Annotated in this window: 15 protein-coding genes; 11 read left to right on the top strand and 4 right to left on the bottom strand. The window is 56.4% G+C overall.

Annotated elements, in window-relative coordinates:
* Window positions 1–233: 233 nt before the first annotated feature.
* Window positions 234–1,169 (top strand): DUF2971 domain-containing protein, encoded by a 936-nt coding sequence (locus QTA58_RS19360; protein ID WP_289670305.1) that lies wholly within the window; start codon window positions 234–236, stop codon window positions 1,167–1,169.
* A gap of 39 nt (window positions 1,170–1,208) precedes the next feature.
* On the opposite strand, the gene QTA58_RS19365 is transcribed toward QTA58_RS19360, so the two are convergent.
* From QTA58_RS19365 to QTA58_RS19375, 3 genes are all read right to left on the bottom strand, one after another.
* Window positions 1,209–1,580: a response regulator gene (locus QTA58_RS19365; RefSeq protein ID WP_289670306.1), complete on the bottom strand. Its 372-nt coding sequence runs from the start codon at window positions 1,578–1,580 to the stop codon at window positions 1,209–1,211.
* 80 nt (window positions 1,581–1,660) lie between these two features.
* Window positions 1,661–2,302: a response regulator gene (locus QTA58_RS19370; protein ID WP_289670307.1), complete on the bottom strand. Its 642-nt coding sequence runs from the start codon at window positions 2,300–2,302 to the stop codon at window positions 1,661–1,663.
* 84 nt (window positions 2,303–2,386) lie between these two features.
* Window positions 2,387–4,435 carry an ATP-binding protein gene (locus QTA58_RS19375; protein ID WP_289670308.1) on the bottom strand — a complete coding sequence of 683 codons (2,049 nt, stop codon included), beginning with the start codon at window positions 4,433–4,435 and terminating at the stop codon, window positions 2,387–2,389.
* A gap of 449 nt (window positions 4,436–4,884) precedes the next feature.
* On the opposite strand from QTA58_RS19375, the gene QTA58_RS19380 reads away from it, so the two are divergent.
* The 3 genes from QTA58_RS19380 (at window position 4,885) to QTA58_RS19390 (ending at window position 10,356) form a co-directional block, all read left to right on the top strand.
* Window positions 4,885–6,210, top strand: a complete 1,326-nt coding sequence (locus QTA58_RS19380; RefSeq protein ID WP_289670310.1) for a mechanosensitive ion channel family protein — start codon at window positions 4,885–4,887, stop codon at window positions 6,208–6,210.
* 185 nt (window positions 6,211–6,395) lie between these two features.
* Window positions 6,396–7,325: a LysR substrate-binding domain-containing protein gene (locus tag QTA58_RS19385; RefSeq protein WP_289670312.1), complete on the top strand. Its 930-nt coding sequence runs from the start codon at window positions 6,396–6,398 to the stop codon at window positions 7,323–7,325.
* A gap of 136 nt (window positions 7,326–7,461) precedes the next feature.
* Window positions 7,462–10,356: a PAS domain-containing protein gene (locus QTA58_RS19390; protein WP_289670314.1), complete on the top strand. Its 2,895-nt coding sequence runs from the start codon at window positions 7,462–7,464 to the stop codon at window positions 10,354–10,356.
* Between the two features lie 10 nt (window positions 10,357–10,366).
* Here the strand turns inward: QTA58_RS19390 and QTA58_RS19395 are convergent, their stop codons facing one another.
* The gene (locus QTA58_RS19395) at window positions 10,367–10,729 is read right to left on the bottom strand and encodes a response regulator (protein ID WP_289670316.1); all 363 of its coding nucleotides are present in this window, start codon (window positions 10,727–10,729) and stop codon (window positions 10,367–10,369) included.
* A 589-nt stretch (window positions 10,730–11,318) separates the two neighbouring features.
* On the opposite strand from QTA58_RS19395, the gene QTA58_RS19400 reads away from it, so the two are divergent.
* The 7 genes from QTA58_RS19400 (at window position 11,319) to QTA58_RS19430 (ending at window position 19,403) form a co-directional block, all read left to right on the top strand.
* On the top strand, window positions 11,319–11,798 hold the full coding sequence (locus tag QTA58_RS19400; RefSeq protein ID WP_289670317.1) for a carboxymuconolactone decarboxylase family protein: 480 nt from the start codon (window positions 11,319–11,321) through the stop codon (window positions 11,796–11,798).
* Between the two features lie 913 nt (window positions 11,799–12,711).
* Window positions 12,712–13,671, top strand: coding sequence for an MBL fold metallo-hydrolase (locus QTA58_RS19405; protein ID WP_289670319.1), 960 nt, complete (start codon window positions 12,712–12,714; stop codon window positions 13,669–13,671).
* 294 nt (window positions 13,672–13,965) lie between these two features.
* On the top strand, window positions 13,966–14,670 hold the full coding sequence (locus QTA58_RS19410; RefSeq protein WP_289670321.1) for a hypothetical protein: 705 nt from the start codon (window positions 13,966–13,968) through the stop codon (window positions 14,668–14,670).
* 368 nt (window positions 14,671–15,038) lie between these two features.
* Window positions 15,039–15,674: an NAD(P)H:quinone oxidoreductase gene (gene wrbA / locus QTA58_RS19415; protein WP_210248733.1), complete on the top strand. Its 636-nt coding sequence runs from the start codon at window positions 15,039–15,041 to the stop codon at window positions 15,672–15,674.
* A gap of 27 nt (window positions 15,675–15,701) precedes the next feature.
* The gene (locus tag QTA58_RS19420; protein ID WP_289670324.1) at window positions 15,702–16,865 is read left to right on the top strand and encodes a VOC family protein; all 1,164 of its coding nucleotides are present in this window, start codon (window positions 15,702–15,704) and stop codon (window positions 16,863–16,865) included.
* A gap of 37 nt (window positions 16,866–16,902) precedes the next feature.
* Window positions 16,903–18,021, top strand: a complete 1,119-nt coding sequence (locus QTA58_RS19425; RefSeq protein ID WP_289670326.1) for an iron-containing alcohol dehydrogenase — start codon at window positions 16,903–16,905, stop codon at window positions 18,019–18,021.
* Window positions 18,018–19,403 carry an amidase gene (locus tag QTA58_RS19430; protein WP_289670327.1) on the top strand — a complete coding sequence of 462 codons (1,386 nt, stop codon included), beginning with the start codon at window positions 18,018–18,020 and terminating at the stop codon, window positions 19,401–19,403. The genes QTA58_RS19425 and QTA58_RS19430 overlap by 4 nt, the downstream gene beginning before the upstream one ends.
* Window positions 19,404–19,407 lie beyond the last annotated feature (4 nt).

A 19,407-nucleotide genomic window follows, 5' to 3' on the forward strand; every position in this document is an offset into this window, starting at 1 on the left:
ATAGGCACACGTACGGCTCGGAGCTTGATGCCTCCAACGCATCGATCGCTGACCAAGATCTGAGACGCTCGCTGAGTGGAGTTGGCGTTTAGCGGTATAGAGATTAAGAAATGGGAGGTTAGGAGCTTTTTTTAAACCAGGAGTTCCTCTAGTTCGTGGAAGTTGCGAAGCCATTGCATCATCAAAGGCGACCCTGAAATACTGGATCAAGAACCCGATTCGTGAGAGCGATAATGTCTGATCCTAGTGCCATTCCGGATATCTTCGACCCCGAAGACTTCAAAATTTCCGAATCACCGCCGCCAATTCTTTATAAGTATATGGTGGCGGATCGTATCGATGGGGTTCTCGAACAGGGAATGGTCCGATTTACGCATCTCCTAGACACGAATGACAGCTTCGAGGTTCGGAAAACCTTTCGGCACTTTGCAGGTCCGAAGCTCATCAAGATCATGCAGCGCGCAATCAGGGCCATGGTCACGCCCGAATACATAGAGAAGGAGTTGCGTTCAAACCTTGCCGAACGCGGCATCCAGGTGCCGACTTCTCAGGTGAAGGAGATGTTTCGGCAACAATTTGGCCTGTCTCTCGACAATTTCATGCGCAGTCAGATGAGCGAGTTTGTCGACAAGTTCCTAGGTGGTATTGATATGATCAAGACACCAGAAGAGTTCCTGACCGATATTGGCTCGATCCTGATGTGCTTCTCACTATCCGAACGCTGCGACATCGCTACCATGTGGGCTCACTACGGCGGAAATCACACGGGTGTGGTCGTTGCCTTCGACACTGCCCACCCTTGGTTTATGAACGATAAGGGAAAGTCGAAGCTGCAGAAGATTAAGTATCTGGATGAGCAGAACGAAGAGCTTTTTGATGATCTGCAAGCCGCATTGTCATCGAAAGGGGCGGACTGGGCGTACGAACGCGAATGGCGCATCAACTGTGCAATGAAACAAATCGAAAAGACCGTCGACATTGGGCAAGATAAGATTCATCTACGGTCGTTTCCGACTGAAGCTGTTACCTCAGTAATAGTTGGTGCGAAGGCTTCGAACGCTACCATCGAACATACTCGCGACATCCTGACGCGAAAGTACCCGCATGCTAGGCTGCAGCGTGTGATCCCTCAAAGAATGGCCTCAACCTTCGAGATACACGACATTTGAGGCCGCCAGCTCGCGCCCAGCTTGCGGCGGAACCGTCTCCTATTGACCTCCGGACGATGAAATCAACGCAAGAAGGGCTGCTGGGCTGATCGGCTTTTCGAGAAAACCAATGGCACCGCCCCTCTCAGCCGCTCGCTTGGTCCGATCATCCGCAAACGAGGTCATCAAGCAGACCGGAGGCCCGTTCTGCTTCACAAGTTGTTCCAGTAGCTCAAGCCCGCTGGTGCCCGGCATCTTTACGTCAGCGAGCACACAGTGGACGCGCGGAATATCACCAGATTTCAGAAATTCATCCGCGGAATTGTAGGTCCAGCTTTCGATTCCCATCGCATCGAAGAAGTCGTGTAATGATTCCAGGAGGAACTGGTCGTCATCCACGATAGCCACCGTTTTGCTTGTTGTCTGCTGCATTAAAATAAAATCCTAGTATAGACCATGAGGTCCTGTCCCCGCGGTGATCTGTTTATGGAAGAGCGACGTTACTCAGTTGGTTAGAGAAGTATGACTGAGTGCCGAACGAGCTCGGCGAGGGAGGTTACCTGCATTTTCCGCATCATGCTGCCGCGATGCAGTTTGACCATGATCTCACTGATCCCGAGTTCAAAGGCAATTTGCTTGTTCATCAGCCCCGACACTACAAGGCGCATTACCTGGTCCTCCCTTCGCGTGAGGGTCGCAGCGCGCTCCCTGACCGCTTGTTGAAACAGACGTCTTTGGTGATTTTCCAGGTCGATCGCGAAAGCAGCGCTTACTGCATCAAGAAGTTCGCGGGTAAGGAGGGGCTTCTGCAGGAAGTCGACAGCGCCCGTTTTCATCGCAACGACGCTTGTGGCCACGTCGCCGTAAGCTGTCATGAACACTAAGGGGAGGTCGTAACCTGATGCTTTGAGCTGCCTTCCGAAGTCGATTCCCCCGACACCTGGCAAGCGAACGTCAACCAGAAGACAACCGCTTGTGGCGCGAGATACTTGGGAAAAGAACGCTGCCGCGTCTTCGAAGGCCTCGGCCTCTATTCCATTAGCTTGGAAAAGGTCCAGTAGGGACGATCGAAGCAACTCGTCGTCTTCGACGATGTGTACGACCTGATGGGTCGAGCAAGCAGCGTTAGGGTCGCGGGCAGCAGCTTGTGCCATAAGCGGTCCTCCAACCGAAATAGACTTCACGTCCAGGCTTCATTTTATCGTCACCGCTTCCTTGGGCAAGTAAACGAACGTTTGCTATGTGGCGGCAGACCATTCAGGTGGTCGGAAACCCGGCTCGCTTTCCGCTTGTGCGGGCAGGGGCAGAGCTACAGTAAACTGCGCGCCCGCGCCGTTGTTCCGAGCAGTGATCGTGCCTCCGTGATTGGCTATGATGGAGCGGCATATAGCTAGACCCATTCCCATCCCTTCAGCTTTTCGAGAGAAGAATCCGTCGAAGATTCGCTCAATGTCGTCGGGCGCTATGCCGCCACCCGTATCCACGACGGATACCAGGATCATTCCATCGAGATCTGCTGAGGTCGTGATCATAATATCCCGCGACGGACCGACGTGGGTAGTAATCGCGTGAATGCTGTTGATGAGGAGATTTACTATAACTTGTTGTATTTGCACCCTGTCGCCAAGAACCTGCGGAAGGTCGGCATGCAGCCGCATGCCGATGGTGATACGGTGCGCGATGCTCTCGGGCTGCACGAGAAGCACCCCCTCGCGTATTATGTCATTAACATTGACAAGCGATCGGGCGGGATCGGTTTTGACAGCCATGTCCTTCACCCGGCTAATAACCTCGTTGGCGCGGTGTGCATTTGTCTGGATCCGCCCGATGATTGCCTGCAACTTCGGGAGGTTCGAGTTGTCTCTCATCAACCATTGAAGTGCCGTCTCGGCATCCGTAGCTACAACAGAAAGAGGTTGCCTGACTTCATGTGCTATGGATGTTACGAGCTCGCCGAGAGCGGAAATGCGCGCAGCGTGGGCGAGATCCGCCTCAATTTTTCGAAATTGTTGTTCGAGTCGTCGCTGTTCCGTCACATCGATCATTATGATCAAAGTCTTGTCGAGCTTCTCCGGAAACTGCGGAAAGGTGACGTAGAACAGGACGTCTCTGAGTTCTCCGTCGAATGTGAGGATTTTCATCTGTTCGCTATAGTTGCGGCCGCCTTCGAAGTGGGCCATGACAACACGCGCCCCAGCGTCTGGAGTACCAGCGAAAATATACCTGACGTCGCTTATAAATTCCTCTTTGCGAGAGCCCTTAAAGAGTTTGATCGCACTTTCGTTCACATCCGTGACAACGACTGCCTCGCTCGAGAAAGCAACGAGATCAGGGTGGTCCCGGAGGTGGACGCCAATATCGGTCACGCCTGCGTACTTCAGCTGTTCAATAACGCCAGTCATTACACGTGCGTCTACCTGCCAGACCGGAAGGGGCACATTGTCTATTAGATTCCGATATCGCTGCTCACTGGCCGCAAGGTCCCAGTAGGGTTCCAAATCTCTCCAGGAGCCTTGTACGCACGCGGAAATGGTGGTCGCATGCCTCGAGCCCTCGCGCCAAACTGCGAGGACGTCTTTATCCACCGTTTCCCGAATGATCGTCTGATCAGCAGCTTGGCCCGATAGCATCTTGATTGTCATCTGGAGCAATCTATCCCGATGCTTCTTCGGCCAAGAGGTATACGCACTTTCCCCAACGGCCGCTTCGGCTATCTCATTTCCGGCGAACAACTTCGCGGCGGTCGCGTTACGATCAATGACTTGGAGATGCTCGGCGATGAGTGCGAAATCCCTGTCTGTTAGTTCAATACGATCTGGTCCCAGTCGTCCTTCAAGCTGATGAAGCGCTGTCGCAGCGAGCGAGGCGTCGATGCGCCAAACGGCGAGCCAATCCTTCTGGAGGCCATCGGGCTGCAGTTCGACGTTGCTGGTGTCGGCAATGGAACCGCACTCTATATATTTGTCGTTGTTGCCATTGCGATCCCGTGCCGTCCGCACCCTTATGTGCACCAGGGCTGGCATTCCCTCACTATCGGTTCGGTGGACTATCCCTTCCCAAAGGCCAACCCTTTCAAGTTCGGCCCAATCAGGATTGGCACCTGGATTCGTGAAGACATCTTTGCCGTGCTTACCAAGCACCTCGGCCTTAGACCGCCCATAAAGCAGTTGCGCGGCGTGGTTCCAGTAGACGATCTGTCCAAATTGATCATAGACGACTACACACTCGCTGACCGCCTCTGCGACCTGCAAATCAAGATGTACGTTCTCTTGGATTTTCGACAGCATGGAATTTTCTAATCAATCTTGATGGTCAACTTCGATCAAAGAGCTGCCCTTTCAGGAACCCGCGCTATTCGTTGCGCCTCCGACCATGCCTTCCGCCGGACCGGCCGTAGATACGACCAGTAGATTTTGAGCTGTGCATCCTCTTCTCCTTCAGCGGCTTGGCGACGCCTGTGTTGGGTCCGAAAATGGCGAGTCGTGAGACGTATCGAAAGCATCCCATCCGTGGAACCTGCGTCCAAAAATTCGGACGATAGTTGAGCGGATCGCTTCTGCATTCCTCTCTTATGAATAGCAGCCGGATTTGTTCGGTATTCGACCCGCAGCACCTACCAAATGGATAGGTGCCCCCGCTGAAATTTTCGCTGTAGCCTGCCGCAATTCATCGCGACACATCGGGGTAGGAAAATTGGCCTGCCAGATGGCGCGACTATCTCACAGGTGCCGTCGCAATGCCGCAACATGCGTATCTCTTCGTCATAGCTACTGTTGTCCTTGGTGTAGCGGGAATAATCGTTTGGCACTTCCAGGGCCGAAATCGGCCGACAGGGCGGCTATTAGCGCAGATAATTTGCTTTCTTGGCATGTCACTGACTATTCATCTTGCTGATGTGGTTCCCTTCCGGTTCGAAGCGCCCCATTTTGACGAAAACAGCGCGCTGGTGGTGTCCGCGAAGATCTTGTGGTGGACTCACCTTTCTTGGGCAACGATCGGTTTCGTCCGCATCTACATCGTCCTTGACCGCAGACCTCGGGAAGCGAGACTTGTGCAAGATCTCCTGGTCGCCATAGTCTACCTCGGTGTCTTCCTTTCGATATTAGCATTTGTGTTCGGCGCGCCGATCGCGACGCTGCTCGCGACTTCAGGTGTGGTGGCGATCATCCTCGGTTTAGCGCTACAAAATACGTTAGGGGACGTGTTCTCGGGCGTGGCGCTCACGCTCGGCCGGACGTATGCAATTGGCGACTGGATTTTGCTCGGCGATGGAAGTGAAGGAAGGGTTATCGCAAGCAACTGGCGATCAACCTATCTACTGACCAGCGCAAATAACGTTGTCGTTCTCCCGAACAGCGTACTGGCCAAGCAGAGCCTGACCAATGTCAGCAAGCCCGATGAAACCCATCAGATTGTACTGCCCGTCAACATCGTGCCAAACCGATCACCGCACCTGATTCTTGCGGTCATGCAAGAGGTTGTAAACGGCAGCAATACTATTGTGCACAATCCCCCGCCGATCGTCTCGCTCGTTGGCATCAATGGTGCCGCAATCGAAATTCAACTTCTCTTTCAAGTAAGGAGTCCGTCGCAGCGGGTTTCGGCGCGCAACGAAGTTGTCGATCTCGTCTACCGCCATTGCGTCGCGAACGATATCTCTCTCTCGCTTCCTCCCGCTACACAGGCCGTACTAGAAGCACCGCCGAAGAAAGATGTACGCCCTGTTAGCTCATTGCTCGGATCGACCACCGAACTTTCTCGCTTGAAACCGGAAGAGCGGGACAGGTTGCTTGCTTCGGCCGTGTTGAAATCATATGAGGCCGGGGAAAAGCTAACCAATCGATTTGCTGTAATTCGGACGGGAGTCGTTGAGGTTCGCGGGGCTGACGATGAGAACATTCGGCTTGCACCAGGTGATACTATTGGCGCTTTGGAGCCGCAAGATCAGTGCTCGCGGAACACAGACGCCCGGGCGATCACTCGGGCCACGGTATACGAGATCGATCCAGCTTCGATTTTCGCCGAATCCTCCGAAGATCCAGGCGTGTCTGCCGCCTCTTAAAGTCTCTTCGTTTTTTTCCGTTTCGGACTAGCCGGTGTTAAATCTACTTGTCTTGTCTCGATCAAGCGAGGACATCAATTGTGCGCGGCTGAATTCCTGTTCAACCGTGATCTGATCGGCTTGGATCATCCGAGGCGTACGAGCCTTCGTCTTGCTCAGAGGTGGTGTGAATTTGGTTATTGGCGATGCTTGATATCAAGGATGTATACTTCTTCGTGCAGGTCGTTGACCGCGGAGGGTTCACCTCCGCTAGCCAAAGCTTAAGGATTCCGAAATCGACCCTAAGCCACAGGGTGCGAGTATTGGAAACGAACCTAGGCGTGCGCCTGATAAATCGGACATCGCGGCAGTTCGGGATGACTGACGTGGGCTCTGAATTCTACCAGTATGCGCTTCAGATGATTTACAGTGCCGAGGCGGCGGAGGAGTTTGTTCGTCAGAGGCTGACCGAACCCAGTGGAACCGTTCGGATAACGACAGCAGTCGAGATCGCTCAGTTCGCGCTGCGTGACCTCATCCCCGTCTTTCTGAAGAGGCACGCAAAGGTAAAGATAGTCGAAATAGCCACCGACCGGCTCGTCGATTTGGTGGGCGAGGGCTTCGATCTGGCGATACGGGGGCATGTATCGCCACTTCAGGATTCGGCACTGATACAGCGTGGTATAGCTAGCGTCCCATGGCTTCTGTTTGCCAGCCCTGAGTACCTGGAGGAGGCAGGCGAGGTCTGTGATCCTTACAGCTTGGCCCATCATTCAACTCTCGCAATGGATCGACACGGTGCCGAAATGTGGCGACTGACCGGACTACCGGGACAAATAGCCGAGGTGGCGATCGAGCCAAGGTTCCTGAGCAATAACTTAATTGCTCTCAGGGAGGCAGCGTGCGCAAACCTCGGGATCGCTGCTCTTCCAGGCTACATTTGCCGAGAGGAGATCAGGGCGGGGAGACTTCGCCAAACTCTGCCCGGCTGGATCGCCGCCGATGCTCGGATGAGCGCGCTCATGCCTTACAGAAATGGCCTGCTGCCAGCGGTTCGTTCACTTGTCGACTTCCTCGCCGCCGAACTACCAGGCGTGACCGCCTTCGAGCCTATTGGTGTGTCACTCCACAATTGACCATAAATGACATACTCGGTGAGGTGACAGCGGCCGTAGCGCTTGCGGTCGCGGCTGTGACAGTTTTAGGTAGTCTTCAAGCAAAGATACGCTTCAAGCGCCCGGTTGGTTTGTGGTGCGCGCCATAGAGGCTGGGATGGTTATTCGAAAGGCACAGCACACCTTCCTTCTCATAGTGGCCCTGGCGATCGGGATTATTACGTTATGGTTTGGTTCCTCGATCCTGGGTTTCCTACCGCTTTTCACGATTGTCCTACTTTTTGCTCGCCGGGGTGACCTGAAAATTGCGAACGTCCTGCTTCTCGCTGGCTTGATCGTGTTTGCTGGAACGGCAGTCCTCTTTCAGGGAGTAGTAAGACAGCAGGCAATATCGTTTACGATACTTTGCGCGGCCGCCCTCTGCATCGCAAGGGCGATTACGTTCTCGAAGGCAGATACGGTCACACCACAGTCGAGCCGCCCTCTGACCCCATCGAGGAAGTCGAGACAGGATGCGAGCGAGGCTGATACCGGCGTCATGATTCATGAAGCCGATCGGGAGGCTGCTGCGTTCGCCTCTTCGCGCGCGTTTTGGACCGACGTCACGCAGGTCATGAGCCTGCGCGTGCGCCAACCTGATGGCAGTTTGCAGTGGAACAAAGTCAGGTCAGAACCAGGAACCAAGTTAGCGGTTGAGGTTGATGAACTTGATACCTCGGCAAATCGGATTGCGTGGACAGACACCGCGCCTCGTGACCCCTCCGAACCTGTCGCTGCAGCGAAAAAAATCGAGAACCTTTTCGGAAACGGCTGGGCCTTCGACGCTGAAGGAAGGTGGATATACCTGCCCATCTTCGCGCAGACGACCCTCGGCTTCACGCCGGAACAGCTAAATGAATCCATTGCGGACGGCGTATCCGCCTGGGCAAAGCTCCTCCATCCTGATGAACGTAACGAAGTGACTGAGAGCTGGCTGCGATCTCTGCGCACTGGAGACCCTTTTAACGCTGAGTTCCGTATTCGCCGAACGACCGGGTATGCTTGGGCCCGTAGCGCGGCTCGTTGTGTACGGGACAGAAGCGGCGACATTGTCGGTTGGTATGGGACATCGATAGACATCGACGTACAGCGTAAAACCATGGAGGCACTCCACGAGCGTGAGCGAGAACTCCTGCAACTGGTCAACATGGTGCCGAGCAACATTTGGCGGCTCGGACCGGATGGCGAACCCAACTTCTTCAACACGCGAATGGTTGAGTATCTCGGGATTGACGTTCCGCAAATCGAGAAGCCGGGACTAAGTCGTCTGGAGGCTATGATAAACCTCGCCATCCACCCCGATGATCACACCGTTTTCGGGCAGGCGTTGAAGCAGTCGCTACTCACGGGCGATAGTTTTGAATCGAGGTACAGACTGCGGCGTTCAGACGGAACGTTTCGATGGATGTCGAGTCGAGCTGTGGCGATGCGTGACCGCGAGGGCCGGATCACACAATGGTACGGGCTATGTCACGACATTGACGATCAGGTGCACGCGGAGGAGGCACTGCAGCGTAGCGAATGGCACCTTCAGCGGCTGGTCGGTGCGTTCCCGGTGCACGTGTGCAGCTGGACACCAGATGGTAGGCTCTCCTACATCAATCAGCGGTACCTCGAAGACCTGGGCGGTCCGATCACGACCCGCGAAGAATTGGCGGCGGCCGTATTGTCGCGCGTTCATCCCGATGAAGTCGCTCAAGTCGCAGAACAGATGCGACGGGGCACAATGGGCGGTGAGGCCTTCTCCGTACGCTACCGTAGACTGGATAAGGAAGGATCCTATCGTTGGACCGATGGTCGGTTTGAGCCCCTTCATGCCCGAGACGGTGAGATTTCCGAATGGTTCGGCATGACGATCGACGTGGACGACGAGATGAAGGTGCAGCAGTCGCTGCGAGAAAGGGAGAGATCGCTTCAACGGCTCGTCGAGACTCTTCCTGCTTTGATTTATTGCAGCACTCCAGAAGGAAAGCCAATCTACCGAAGCCAGAGGCTCCGTGAGTTCCTCGGTTTCAATATTGAGGACAAGGACAACATCGGCCCTACGAGACTGGAGGGCACGCTCGCGGCCATCATTCATCCTGACGATCTTCCGGCTGTGAGGGAGCGCTATGCTCGGTCGCTTTCCACGGGCATTCCTTACGTAATGAAACACCGCCTCAGACGTTTTGACGGTACCTACCGCTGGGTTGAAACTCGATCGGCGGCGATGCTCGACGAGGAGGGCAAAATCGTACAATGGAATGGTGTCTGCTTGGATATCGACGATTTGATCCGTGCCCAGGAGGAACTAGGCCTCGCACAACGAAATCTTGCTCGTGCGAGCCAGGCTGCCAGCATGGCGGAACTCACGGCTTCGATCGCGCACGAAGTGGGGCAGCCGCTCGCGGCTCTGCTATCGAGTTCTGATGCTTGCCAGCAATGGCTGTCAGCGGAGCCGCCGAACCTGGAGCGTGCCCAGAGGGCACTAGAGCGAGTTATCAGAAGCGCTAACACCGCAACTGCTGTCGTGACTAGAATACGTGCTCTGTTCAGGCACTCTAACGAGGCCAAATCGACAACGTCACTCGCGGCGGTCGTCGCGGATGCAAGGGAACTCATGGCCGAGGAGGCGGCACGGCGAAGCGTCCGGGTGCAAGCGTCCGTTAGCGAACATCTTCCCGAGGCGGTACTCGACAGGATCCAAATCCAGCAGGTATTGGTAAATCTTGTTCGGAACGCAATGGAGGCAATGGACCCCCGCCAGGACGATCGCTTGATCGAGGTCACGGCCGAAGAGGTGGCAGGATGGCTACAGGTTGCGATCAAAGACAGCGGACCGGGTGTCCAGAATCCTGATCGAATTTTCGAACCCTTCTTCACGACCAAAGGGGAGGGAATGGGCATGGGTCTGGCGATTTGCCGGTCCATAGTCGAGGCACACGGAGGACGTTTGTGGGCCGAAAACAATTCGGAGCGAGGGGCCACTTTCTTCTTCACATTGCCGACGGTCGAGGTCGCGGATGCTGCCTGAGATCGTTCCGTTAGGAGTTGACCGCAGTTTCTAGGGCCGAGCGAAGGTCGTTGCTGGTGAATGGCTTGAACAAGCATGTGCCAGCGCGTCTTGCTTCATTGATAACCGCGTGCTGCGCATGTCCTGTCATGAACACGACGGGTTTATGATTTTTCCGCCGTCTCAATTCGTTGTAGAGCTCGACGCCGTTCATTTCCGGCATTGAAATATCAAGGAGGAGGCAGTCGGCATCGGCAAGACGCGGAGACTCAAGAAATTCGCGGGCCGACGCGAAAGTGACTGCCGAGTAGCGGAATACTTCAAGTAGATCGAGGAGGGACTCCCTAACGGATTCGTCGTCGTCGATAACTGCGACCAATGGCGGGTGCTGCATGTTAGGGCGCTCCCGCGAAGTATTCGGTGTCGGTCTGGGCAGTCGAGACATGCTAGGTTCTGAAGGTGGTGCAGGCGGAAGAGTGAAAGCGAGCGTCGCCCACATGGGCCCCTTGGAAGGAACCCCTTGTTGTGATGGAAGCGTCTGGAGCTCTCGGCGGCATATGCTCAAATCCAATCCAAGTTGTCGATGCGTGAGGTGACATACACGTCGTATGATCGCAGATGTCGGCCATATGGCCGCGCCGCTTGTCGCTGCTTCTCGGCCGTAGTCGATCTTCCAAACCTCGATGGCGAACCGTCCAGGTGGGTAGAAGCTGTTTCGGTGATCCCCTGGCCTCGTAGGTTCGATATCTTTCGCATCATAGCGTCAGCACTTCGGTTCGCCCATCGTTGTTGCTGGGTTCGGAATCTTGCTTTTTAGCGCGTGGAAATTCGGACTGCGGCAACCGGAACTCCCTTCGCCGTCGCACCTCCCCAACAGACGTATAGCTACAATAGGGTTTTAATGTGCACCATCATCCTTACGCCTAAACGCATACGATGTTGGGCTCCCCTGCAAACAAATATTTTGAGATGGACGACAGAACATGACACAGCGGCTTAACTACGCTCAACTTTCACCTGAGCACTTCAAGGGTCTGATGGCGTTCAGCAACGAAATCAAAAAGGGCTCTATCGAGCAGTCAATCCTGGACCTAGTCGACATCAGGGCGTCGCAAATCAACGGGTGCACCTTCTGCCTGGACATGCATTCCAAAGAAGCGCGGATGCACGAGGAACGGCCGCTACGCCTGCACCACGTCGCCGCTTGGCGGGGTTCGACGTTGTTTAGCCCTCGCGAGCGCGCAGCTCTCGCCTGGACTGAAGCGCTTACGAAGCTATCAGACGGAGGCGTTGCGGATGATCTCTATGAGAAGGTTCGCGGGCAGTTCTCGGAGAAGGAGCTCTCCGACCTGACGTTCCAGGTCATGGCGATCAATGCCTGGAACCGCGTTAGCATCGCGGTCAAAGCCGTACCCGGGTCTGCCGACAAGGCATTTGGCCTCGATAAGGCCGGGTTGAAGTAAAGCGTTCCCGGCTACAGACAGCCGCTCTCCAGCGGTTGTCTGCTCGCGTTTATGTAGTTGCCCGCCCTTTGGTGCCAAAGATGCCGCGTGTGACTGGCCCCGAGATCGACGGCTATTCCATGCTGCTATGCGGTCACTAAGGGCCTTTTACTTGGCACGGCTCCTGAAGGAAAAGATCGGTCCTGACACGGCTGATCGGGGAGGCCATTGGGAGACGAGTGCTAATCAGCGGCGTATGATCCAAACAAGGCCTGTGGCGTCGACTCAAAGGTTGGCCAGTGCTGGCACCTCTCTTGCTCAATCCAATATAGCCGACGCCTGATATCGCTAATAGTAAGACGCTTTAGCCAGCAGGCAATCCAATCACCTGTTCAATGGGAGCCAAGGTGGGCGCAACTGGACACATCGTCAGTCAGGCGGGGAGGGGGCATTGCTGGAGATCCGCTCGAAAAGAAAGGCCGCCCCGATTTAAGGGGCGGCCTGAGCGGAGAGAGATCCGCTACTCCGGCCGGGGAGGCGGCGGGACCGGAGGTTGCCGCCGATAGTGAGGGGGATCAGAGCGGCGACGTTCACAAGATAAGCCCGCCCCTGCCTCGGCAATAGTTATACGTTGGTTTGTCGTATTGGGTCTGCATAGCTCTGCGCAACTGAGTAGAAGCGCTTCGACGCAACCGGCGTCCGACCTGCTTGAGGAATGAAGGCAAAGGTGTTGTGCGGTAGACGCCACTCCTAAACCTAAGTTTGGATTATCGGCGCTTGAGGGCGAACATAAGTTGACGACAGCCGTCACCGAGAAGCGCTTGGACGGCAATGATCAGATCAAGTTCGAGCGCGGAAACACCTCACGTATGCGATGTCAGCGTTCTACCGGATGGAAGGTGGCAGGCTAGTTTCCACGCAAAAGGAGTGCGTCATGTCGCAGTCAGAAGCAAAAGCCCTTACCTCGCAATCAAATATTCCCTCGGACAACACCTTTCATCCCGGTAAATCGGGTGCCGAGGAGCTCGTTCCGTCGCGCTACGCGCTGCGGATTGGCGAGATTGACGTTATGGTAGTCAGCGATGGAGTGCTGCCGCTCCCAACTAAGATGTTGGGACACAACGCCGATCCCGCTGTGCGGGCGACATGGATGGAGAACATGTTTCTTCCGCCAGATGCATTTGACTGGCCGCTGAATGCGGTGGTGGTGCGTAGCGGCGAGCAGACTATTCTCGTCGATGCAGGACTTGGGCTGGACCCGGACTTGCACTTGCCGAGGGCTGGGCAATTGGTAAAGCGGCTGGAAGCCGCGGATATCGATCTCGGATCCGTAACCGACGTGGTGCTTACTCACTTGCACATGGACCACATCGGCGGGCTTCTCGTCGAAGGCGTTAAGGAACGGCTACGCCCCGACCTGAAGATCCATGTGGCGGCCTCCGAGGTCAAGTTCTGGGAAGCCCCCGATTTCTCCCAAACGAACATGCCGCAGGGTTTCCCGGACGCGCTTAAGGCGACCTCCAAGCGTTTTCTGAACGAGTACCACAACCAGCTTCGGATGTTCGATGACGAGTACGAGGTAGCACCTGGAGTAGTGGCCCGTCGCACGGGCGGACACACACCAGGACACTGCGTGATCCGTTTGGCGTCTGGTGGCGAAGCGTTAACTTTCGCCGGAGACGCTGTGTTTCCGGTCGGATTCGATCAGCCAGAGTGGCATAACGGCTTCGAGCACGACCCTGAAGAGGCAGCCCGCGTCCGCGTTGATCTTTTGCGGGAACTAGCGGCGACGGGCGAGCTGCTGGTGGCAACCCATCTGCCGTTCCCCTCTATCGGCCGAGTGGCTGTCTCCGGCGAAGCTTTTCGTTGGGTACCGGTCTTCTGGGACTATTAACCGCTAGCAGTCGACGCCAAATTACGCGTCCGCCTGCGCTAAATGGCTGACGGTACTCGATGATGCACGCACCGTCCTGCCGATGCATCCGACTGATCCAGCGAGGTTCGGGCAAACCCGGACCTCGCATCATGTTGGTGGCTGTTCGTCACCAGGCAATTTAAGCAAACGGATGTATAGCTTGGACGTGCACGCCGTCCGCTTATGATCGTGATGACCCCGACGGGAGCGGCGGAACCTGTCCATCGCACTAGGGCCGTCGGTCCCTACCATCACCTAGCGAAGGGCAGCACCATGACCACCACTTCTTACCGCGAGTACGCCATGGATCTGCGAGAGCGGATGCAGAAACTCCGTCGTTCGGACAACGTGAGGGGTACCATGGAAGTCGTTATATTCCGCAATGCCTTTTGCTACAGAAGCTTCGAGGTGGTTGGGAAGGCGTATCGTCGCGACTATCACAGCGGTTCCATCAACACTGAAAGTGAACTGGTGCGGGAGGATGGCCAGGATACCTGCCGGGAAATCGACAGCTTCTTTCTTCTGCCTGAGGTGTACGCCTATTCGGACCGAGCACTTCAGGCGGATAGAAATCCTCTGAAGCACTCACATTGGGATGGCACCCTGGCGCTTATTGAAGTCAAGTACAGCACCGCTGTCACGACCTGGCATCAAAGGATGCTTTTTATAGGCTTCTGCGATCCGATCCATGCAGACTTCGCCATAGCCCTTGACAAGGATATATTCAAAGACGGTAGCTCAGGTGGGGCGCGGCTTTTTGAGTGGCGACCTGTAGACATCCCGCAGATAAACCGCTCCGCGGATGCTCAACCAGTTCAACCGAAATGCCCCGCTTCTGGATTCTCTACTCAAGCCCTTCCACCGGGGTGCCGGGAATGCTTGAGCTCGTCCGGTGGATCGCGTTCTCAGGCCAAGTGCGCGGGTAGGTTCGCAGTCGATGTTGGCGCAAACGTGATGGATCTCCCGCTCTCGTCGTAACCGAGTAAGCTCCTCAATAGGCAAAGGAGTGTCAATCAGTAACATTGACACTCCTTTGCCTATTTTGCCGCCGCGCTTCCCTCACGCTTGAACGGGCTGCCTCCTTCCTGAGAAAAATCGCCGGGTGTCGGTGATGCGACCGAGATGAGGGTTGCTGCGTTTGCAATGCCTTTTTCGCATTCTTCCGTCGTGGGATCGTTCAATCGGTTGGACGGTGGGTCTTGCAGGACGGGCTTCCGCCTTACTCCCATTTGCGTAAACTCGGCGACTTGCGGGCCCTGGTGGCCGCGTCAACCTAGAACCGAAACGGGCAACCGACGGCAGCATCGCGCTACCGATCGTACCCGTATGCTTAGTCAGGAGTGAAGATGCCCAAGGTGTTGATCGTATTCCATTCACGCAATGGATCAACGGAAAGCCTCGCCAATGCGATAGCGGAAGGGGCGCGTTCAAATGGAGCAGAAGTCAGGTTGAGGCGCGCCCGGGAGTTGGTGTCGCGGGAGATCATGGAGTCCGTGCCGGGGTGGGGCGTGGCCGCTGATGCGATGAACGAGAAGTACGAAGCTCCCACGGAGCAGGATGCCGACTGGGCGGACGCGATCGTTTTCGGAACGCCTACCCGATTCGGATCCGTCTCTTCGGAACTGAAAGCTTACATCGACGGGCTAGGGGGCCTCTGGATGCAGGGCAAGCTTAACGGAAAGGCTGGATCGGTGTTCGGGTCTACTTCCTCCAAGCATGGAGGAAACGAAGCGACGCTCCTGTCGCTGTATGGACCGATGGCTCATCTCGGCCTGATCATCGTCCCTCTTGGCTACTCTGATCCATCCATGTTTGCGGCCGGTACTCCCTACGGCGCGACGCACGTTTCGGCTCGGGACACGGTGGCTCCAGGCGAGGCTGACCTCGCGGTAGCTCGCTACCAAGGCCACCGTGTCGCCCACGTGGCCAGCGCCCTGCTCGAGGCCAGAGCTTCGGCTGAAGATGAACGGCTTTCGGCCTAAACCAGACAACTAAAAAGAGGTGGAACAATGAATGAGATGATCATCAAAGGCGTTAACAGCCAGACCTTCGTGTCCGCGAATATCCGCCGTACCGAGCAGTTCTTTTCCCAACTGCTCGGTCTGCCAGTCGTCAAGAGAACGGTCCACAATCTCGACAACCGCTTGCCCGTGATCACGTTCGGCTTCGCTGAACATCCTGGCGAAAAAAAGCGGCGCGAGACGATCACCTACATTGAATGGAACCCCATCTTCTACATGATGCCTGAGGCCGGTTTCGTCGATCCTCAGCAAGCTGCTGATGGCGTGTCCTCTCCTCGGGCCGGAGATCCGCGGGGTCGGTGGGGCGCTGGTACCAACCACCATCTCGCGCTGCATGTGCCTGATCGAAACGGACTTCTTAAGTGGAAGCGCCGCCTGACTGATCACGGGATTCACGTAACTGGCCCCTACAACCGCCACTATTTCCACGCCATCTACCTCCGCGACCCGGACGGAGCGATCATCGAAATCGCAACCAGCGAGCCAGGCTTTGGCCACGACGAGGCCGTTCTGGGCTCGGGATTTCGCCCGCAACCAAAGGAGAACCTTATCGGGGGACGCGACGAACTCTCGGTGGCGTCAGAAACCTGGCCAGAGCCTGTGGAGACGATCACTCCGCACTTCGCGCTCCGCGGCTTCCATCACATCACCTCAGTTTCCAGCAACGCTGAGCGGACCGAGAAGTTCTTCGTCGAGACGGTCGGGCTGCACTTGATCAAGAAGACAGATTATCTCGACGAGAAGGGTGGCACCCACTTCTATTATGGTTGCGACGACGACCTCTCGCCGGGCTCAGTGCTGACTTTCTTTGGCCTACCGGGCTATAAGCCGGGGAGGCTGGGTACCGGATTGGCTCACCACTTCTCGCTAAATGTCGAAAATGACGCTGCGCTTGCGGACCAGCACGGAAGACTGTCCCGTCTCGGCGTAAGCGTCTCCCAAATCCAGGCAACTCCCTACGCGCAGCAATTTTACTTCCGTGATCCGGATGGCCACATTTGCGCGCTGTCGACCCCGAGCGAGTTTACCCTTGATGAGGAGCCGGGCCAGTTGGGCAAGAAGTTGTGCCTGCCTGAAGACCAGGAGGCCGATCGCACCGCTATCGAACGCCATATAGCGTTCCGCCCAGCTCCAGTGCCAGTCCAACCTTAAACTAAGCGTTTCGGTCACTAAGCAGGGGAGAGCCCAGATGAGCGAGATCCGTTTCCTTCCCCAGTCATCGGTGATCTGGGGAAAGGATGTAGTTGCGCCCGCGTTGCGCCAGGTCAGAGAACAATTCACGCAGAAACCGATACTATTCAGCATCCCGGAATTGGTAAACGTACTGGAGGAAACTGTCGCGCCTGGGCTTGGGAAGACATGTTCAAGGTATCTGGATTTCCCCCCGCATGTTCCCGATTTCGCCGTCGAGGCTGCGCTGGGCGCTGCAAAATCTGCAGGAGCGGGTCTGATAGTTGCTTGCGGCGGAGGGTCCGTGCTTGACGCCGCCAAGGCCGTCTCGCACGCGCACCACCTGGGAACGGGAAGTTTCCTCCCTATCGTCGCTCTTCCCACCACGCTATCAGGATCGGAATTCTCTCACTACTTCGGGATAACTGAGACGAGTGGAGGGACTAGGTTCAAGCGCAGCTACGCTGTGCGGGACACGACGCCTCGACACGTAATCATCGACCCCGACCTGATGCGGAGAACGCCCAGACCACTCCTTCTTTCGTCCGCCATCAAAGGGATGGACCACGCACTTGAGGGAATGAGGAAAGTGGGAACGGAGCATCCGCATGCGATCCTGGCGGCTCAAGGGGTTCGCAGGTTCCTGTCTGTTCTCGGGAATTGGCCGAAGCAGCTGGAAACGGAAGACGCGTTAGCGAAGGGACTGGTGACGCTAGAAGATATTCTCGCGCTCCAGCTCAGCGCGTGGCACTGCTACTTCTACCCCGCGTCGGTTGTCTACGGCCTTAGCCATCGCATCGGCCACATACTTGGCGGGACTTTCGAGTTGCCCCATAGCATGACCTCCTGTGTCACCCTTGCGCCGGTCATGTCCGCTACGTCAGCGTTCTATGGAAGCAAACTGCGCCCATTCGCGCCGGAAGAGAATGCAGCTGCCCCGGCAGAGTATTTGGCCCGGGTTATAGCCCAGACGGTGAAACATTTAGGCCTGCCTTCCACCCTCAGCGACCTTAGGCTAGCGAGAGAGGCACTGCCCGATGTCGCGTCTCTTCTGCAGGAAAACTACCCTGACGAGGTCCGTGACCTCGGTCCCGGGGCGGAGGAGAAGCTGCTGCCGCTCTTGGAGGCGATGTGGTGAGCGCTGTCGAAAACAACGGTTCGGATGGCCTTCTTCCTGCGGATCGATCCGTTAGTGAACTGCTGCTTTCGCTACGCGAAGGAATGCTCACCGCACGTTCCGCCGCAGAAATGGCATTCGAGCGCATTCGAACATGCAATGGGAAGATCAATGCCTTCTCGACCCTCTCCAAAACCGCACTCGATGAGGCGGACGCCTCGGACGCGCGGCTCCGCTCCGGACGGCAGAGACCCTTGGAGGGACTTCCTATAGCCGTGAAGGATATGATCGACACGCGAGGTATGGAAACGGGGTACGGCTCGGCTGCCTATCTTGGTCACGTCCCGTCTCGTGATGCGGCTGTCGTTGAGCGCCTCCGGCGCGAAGGCGCAGTCGTGGTCGGAAAGACGACAACACATGAATTCGCGTGGGGCGTGACGACGGAGAGCGCGGCGCTGGGCGACACCCTCAATCCTTTCGACGGGTCTCGTACACCTGGCGGCTCAAGCGGAGGCGCGGCCGCCGCTATCGCAGCCGGAGCGGTTCGGGTAGGACTTGGAACGGATACGGGAGGCTCTGTTCGGATTCCAGCCTCGCTCTGCGGCACCGTCGGCTACAAGCCCAGTTACGGAGCCGTCCCCGTGGAAGGTGTCTTTCCGCTTTCCCCATCACTTGACCACGTCGGCATCCTTGGCGTTACGGTTGAGGACGTGAGCATCATCGCGGAGGCATGCGGTATTGACCTCTCCGGGCTTCTCGCAGATGCCAGCCCTTCCTTCGCTTCGGCTCACGAGGACGCGGCCGTGCCAGCGGAGCGTGCAGTTGCATTGGCCTTCCAGGCAGCCTTGGACAAGGTGAGTAGCCGCTACGAACTGCTTCCCGCGCGCGGCGGAGTTGTCACTTCTGAAGCCTATGAAATTTTTGCGTCAACGGTGCGGTTCGAAGCTTCAGCAGTACATCTGATGCGACACGGGATGGATTTCCTGCGGCGTTACTGCTCGAAGGAGACGGCTGACAGAGTAGCGGCCGCAGAAGGCTTAACACTCTCCTCGTATGCGGCGGTACAGGAACGCCGGAGGAAATTTAACGCTCGCTTGTTCGGTCTCTTTCAGGAGGCAGAATTCCTGTTGCTTCCAACCACCCCATGCATTGCTCCCAAAAGAGGCACAGCTAGCGTGTCCATCGAATGGTGGGATGGTTCTGTGCGGGAAGCGCTTATGGCATACACCTGCGCTTTCAATCTCTCCGGGTGTCCGGCCGTCAGCATCCCGATGCCGCATCCCGCGCTATCCATGCCCGTAGGTCTGCAGATTGTGGGGCGTCCGGGCTCCGATGGCGGCCTTTTGCGGGTCGCGGCCGCATTGGAAAGATTACTCTGCCAGGCAAGAACATCAGACTACTAGGAGG

Origin of the sequence: Neorhizobium sp. CSC1952 (assembly GCF_030378245.1) — a bacterium.
Taxonomy (GTDB): Bacteria; Pseudomonadota; Alphaproteobacteria; order Rhizobiales; family Rhizobiaceae; genus Neorhizobium; species Neorhizobium oryzae_A.

Coding starts and splice junctions, on each gene's coding strand:
- QTA58_RS19360 (WP_289670305.1), top strand. CDS start 234: ATGTCTGATCCTAGTGCCATTCCGGATATCTTCGACCCCGAAGACTTC.
- QTA58_RS19365 (WP_289670306.1), bottom strand. CDS start 1,580: ATGCAGCAGACAACAAGCAAAACGGTGGCTATCGTGGATGACGACCAG.
- QTA58_RS19370 (WP_289670307.1), bottom strand. CDS start 2,302: ATGGCACAAGCTGCTGCCCGCGACCCTAACGCTGCTTGCTCGACCCAT.
- QTA58_RS19375 (WP_289670308.1), bottom strand. CDS start 4,435: ATGCTGTCGAAAATCCAAGAGAACGTACATCTTGATTTGCAGGTCGCA.
- QTA58_RS19380 (WP_289670310.1), top strand. CDS start 4,885: ATGCCGCAACATGCGTATCTCTTCGTCATAGCTACTGTTGTCCTTGGT.
- QTA58_RS19385 (WP_289670312.1), top strand. CDS start 6,396: ATGCTTGATATCAAGGATGTATACTTCTTCGTGCAGGTCGTTGACCGC.
- QTA58_RS19390 (WP_289670314.1), top strand. CDS start 7,462: ATGGTTATTCGAAAGGCACAGCACACCTTCCTTCTCATAGTGGCCCTG.
- QTA58_RS19395 (WP_289670316.1), bottom strand. CDS start 10,729: ATGCAGCACCCGCCATTGGTCGCAGTTATCGACGACGACGAATCCGTT.
- QTA58_RS19400 (WP_289670317.1), top strand. CDS start 11,319: ATGACACAGCGGCTTAACTACGCTCAACTTTCACCTGAGCACTTCAAG.
- QTA58_RS19405 (WP_289670319.1), top strand. CDS start 12,712: ATGTCGCAGTCAGAAGCAAAAGCCCTTACCTCGCAATCAAATATTCCC.
- QTA58_RS19410 (WP_289670321.1), top strand. CDS start 13,966: ATGACCACCACTTCTTACCGCGAGTACGCCATGGATCTGCGAGAGCGG.
- wrbA (WP_210248733.1), top strand. CDS start 15,039: ATGCCCAAGGTGTTGATCGTATTCCATTCACGCAATGGATCAACGGAA.
- QTA58_RS19420 (WP_289670324.1), top strand. CDS start 15,702: ATGAATGAGATGATCATCAAAGGCGTTAACAGCCAGACCTTCGTGTCC.
- QTA58_RS19425 (WP_289670326.1), top strand. CDS start 16,903: ATGAGCGAGATCCGTTTCCTTCCCCAGTCATCGGTGATCTGGGGAAAG.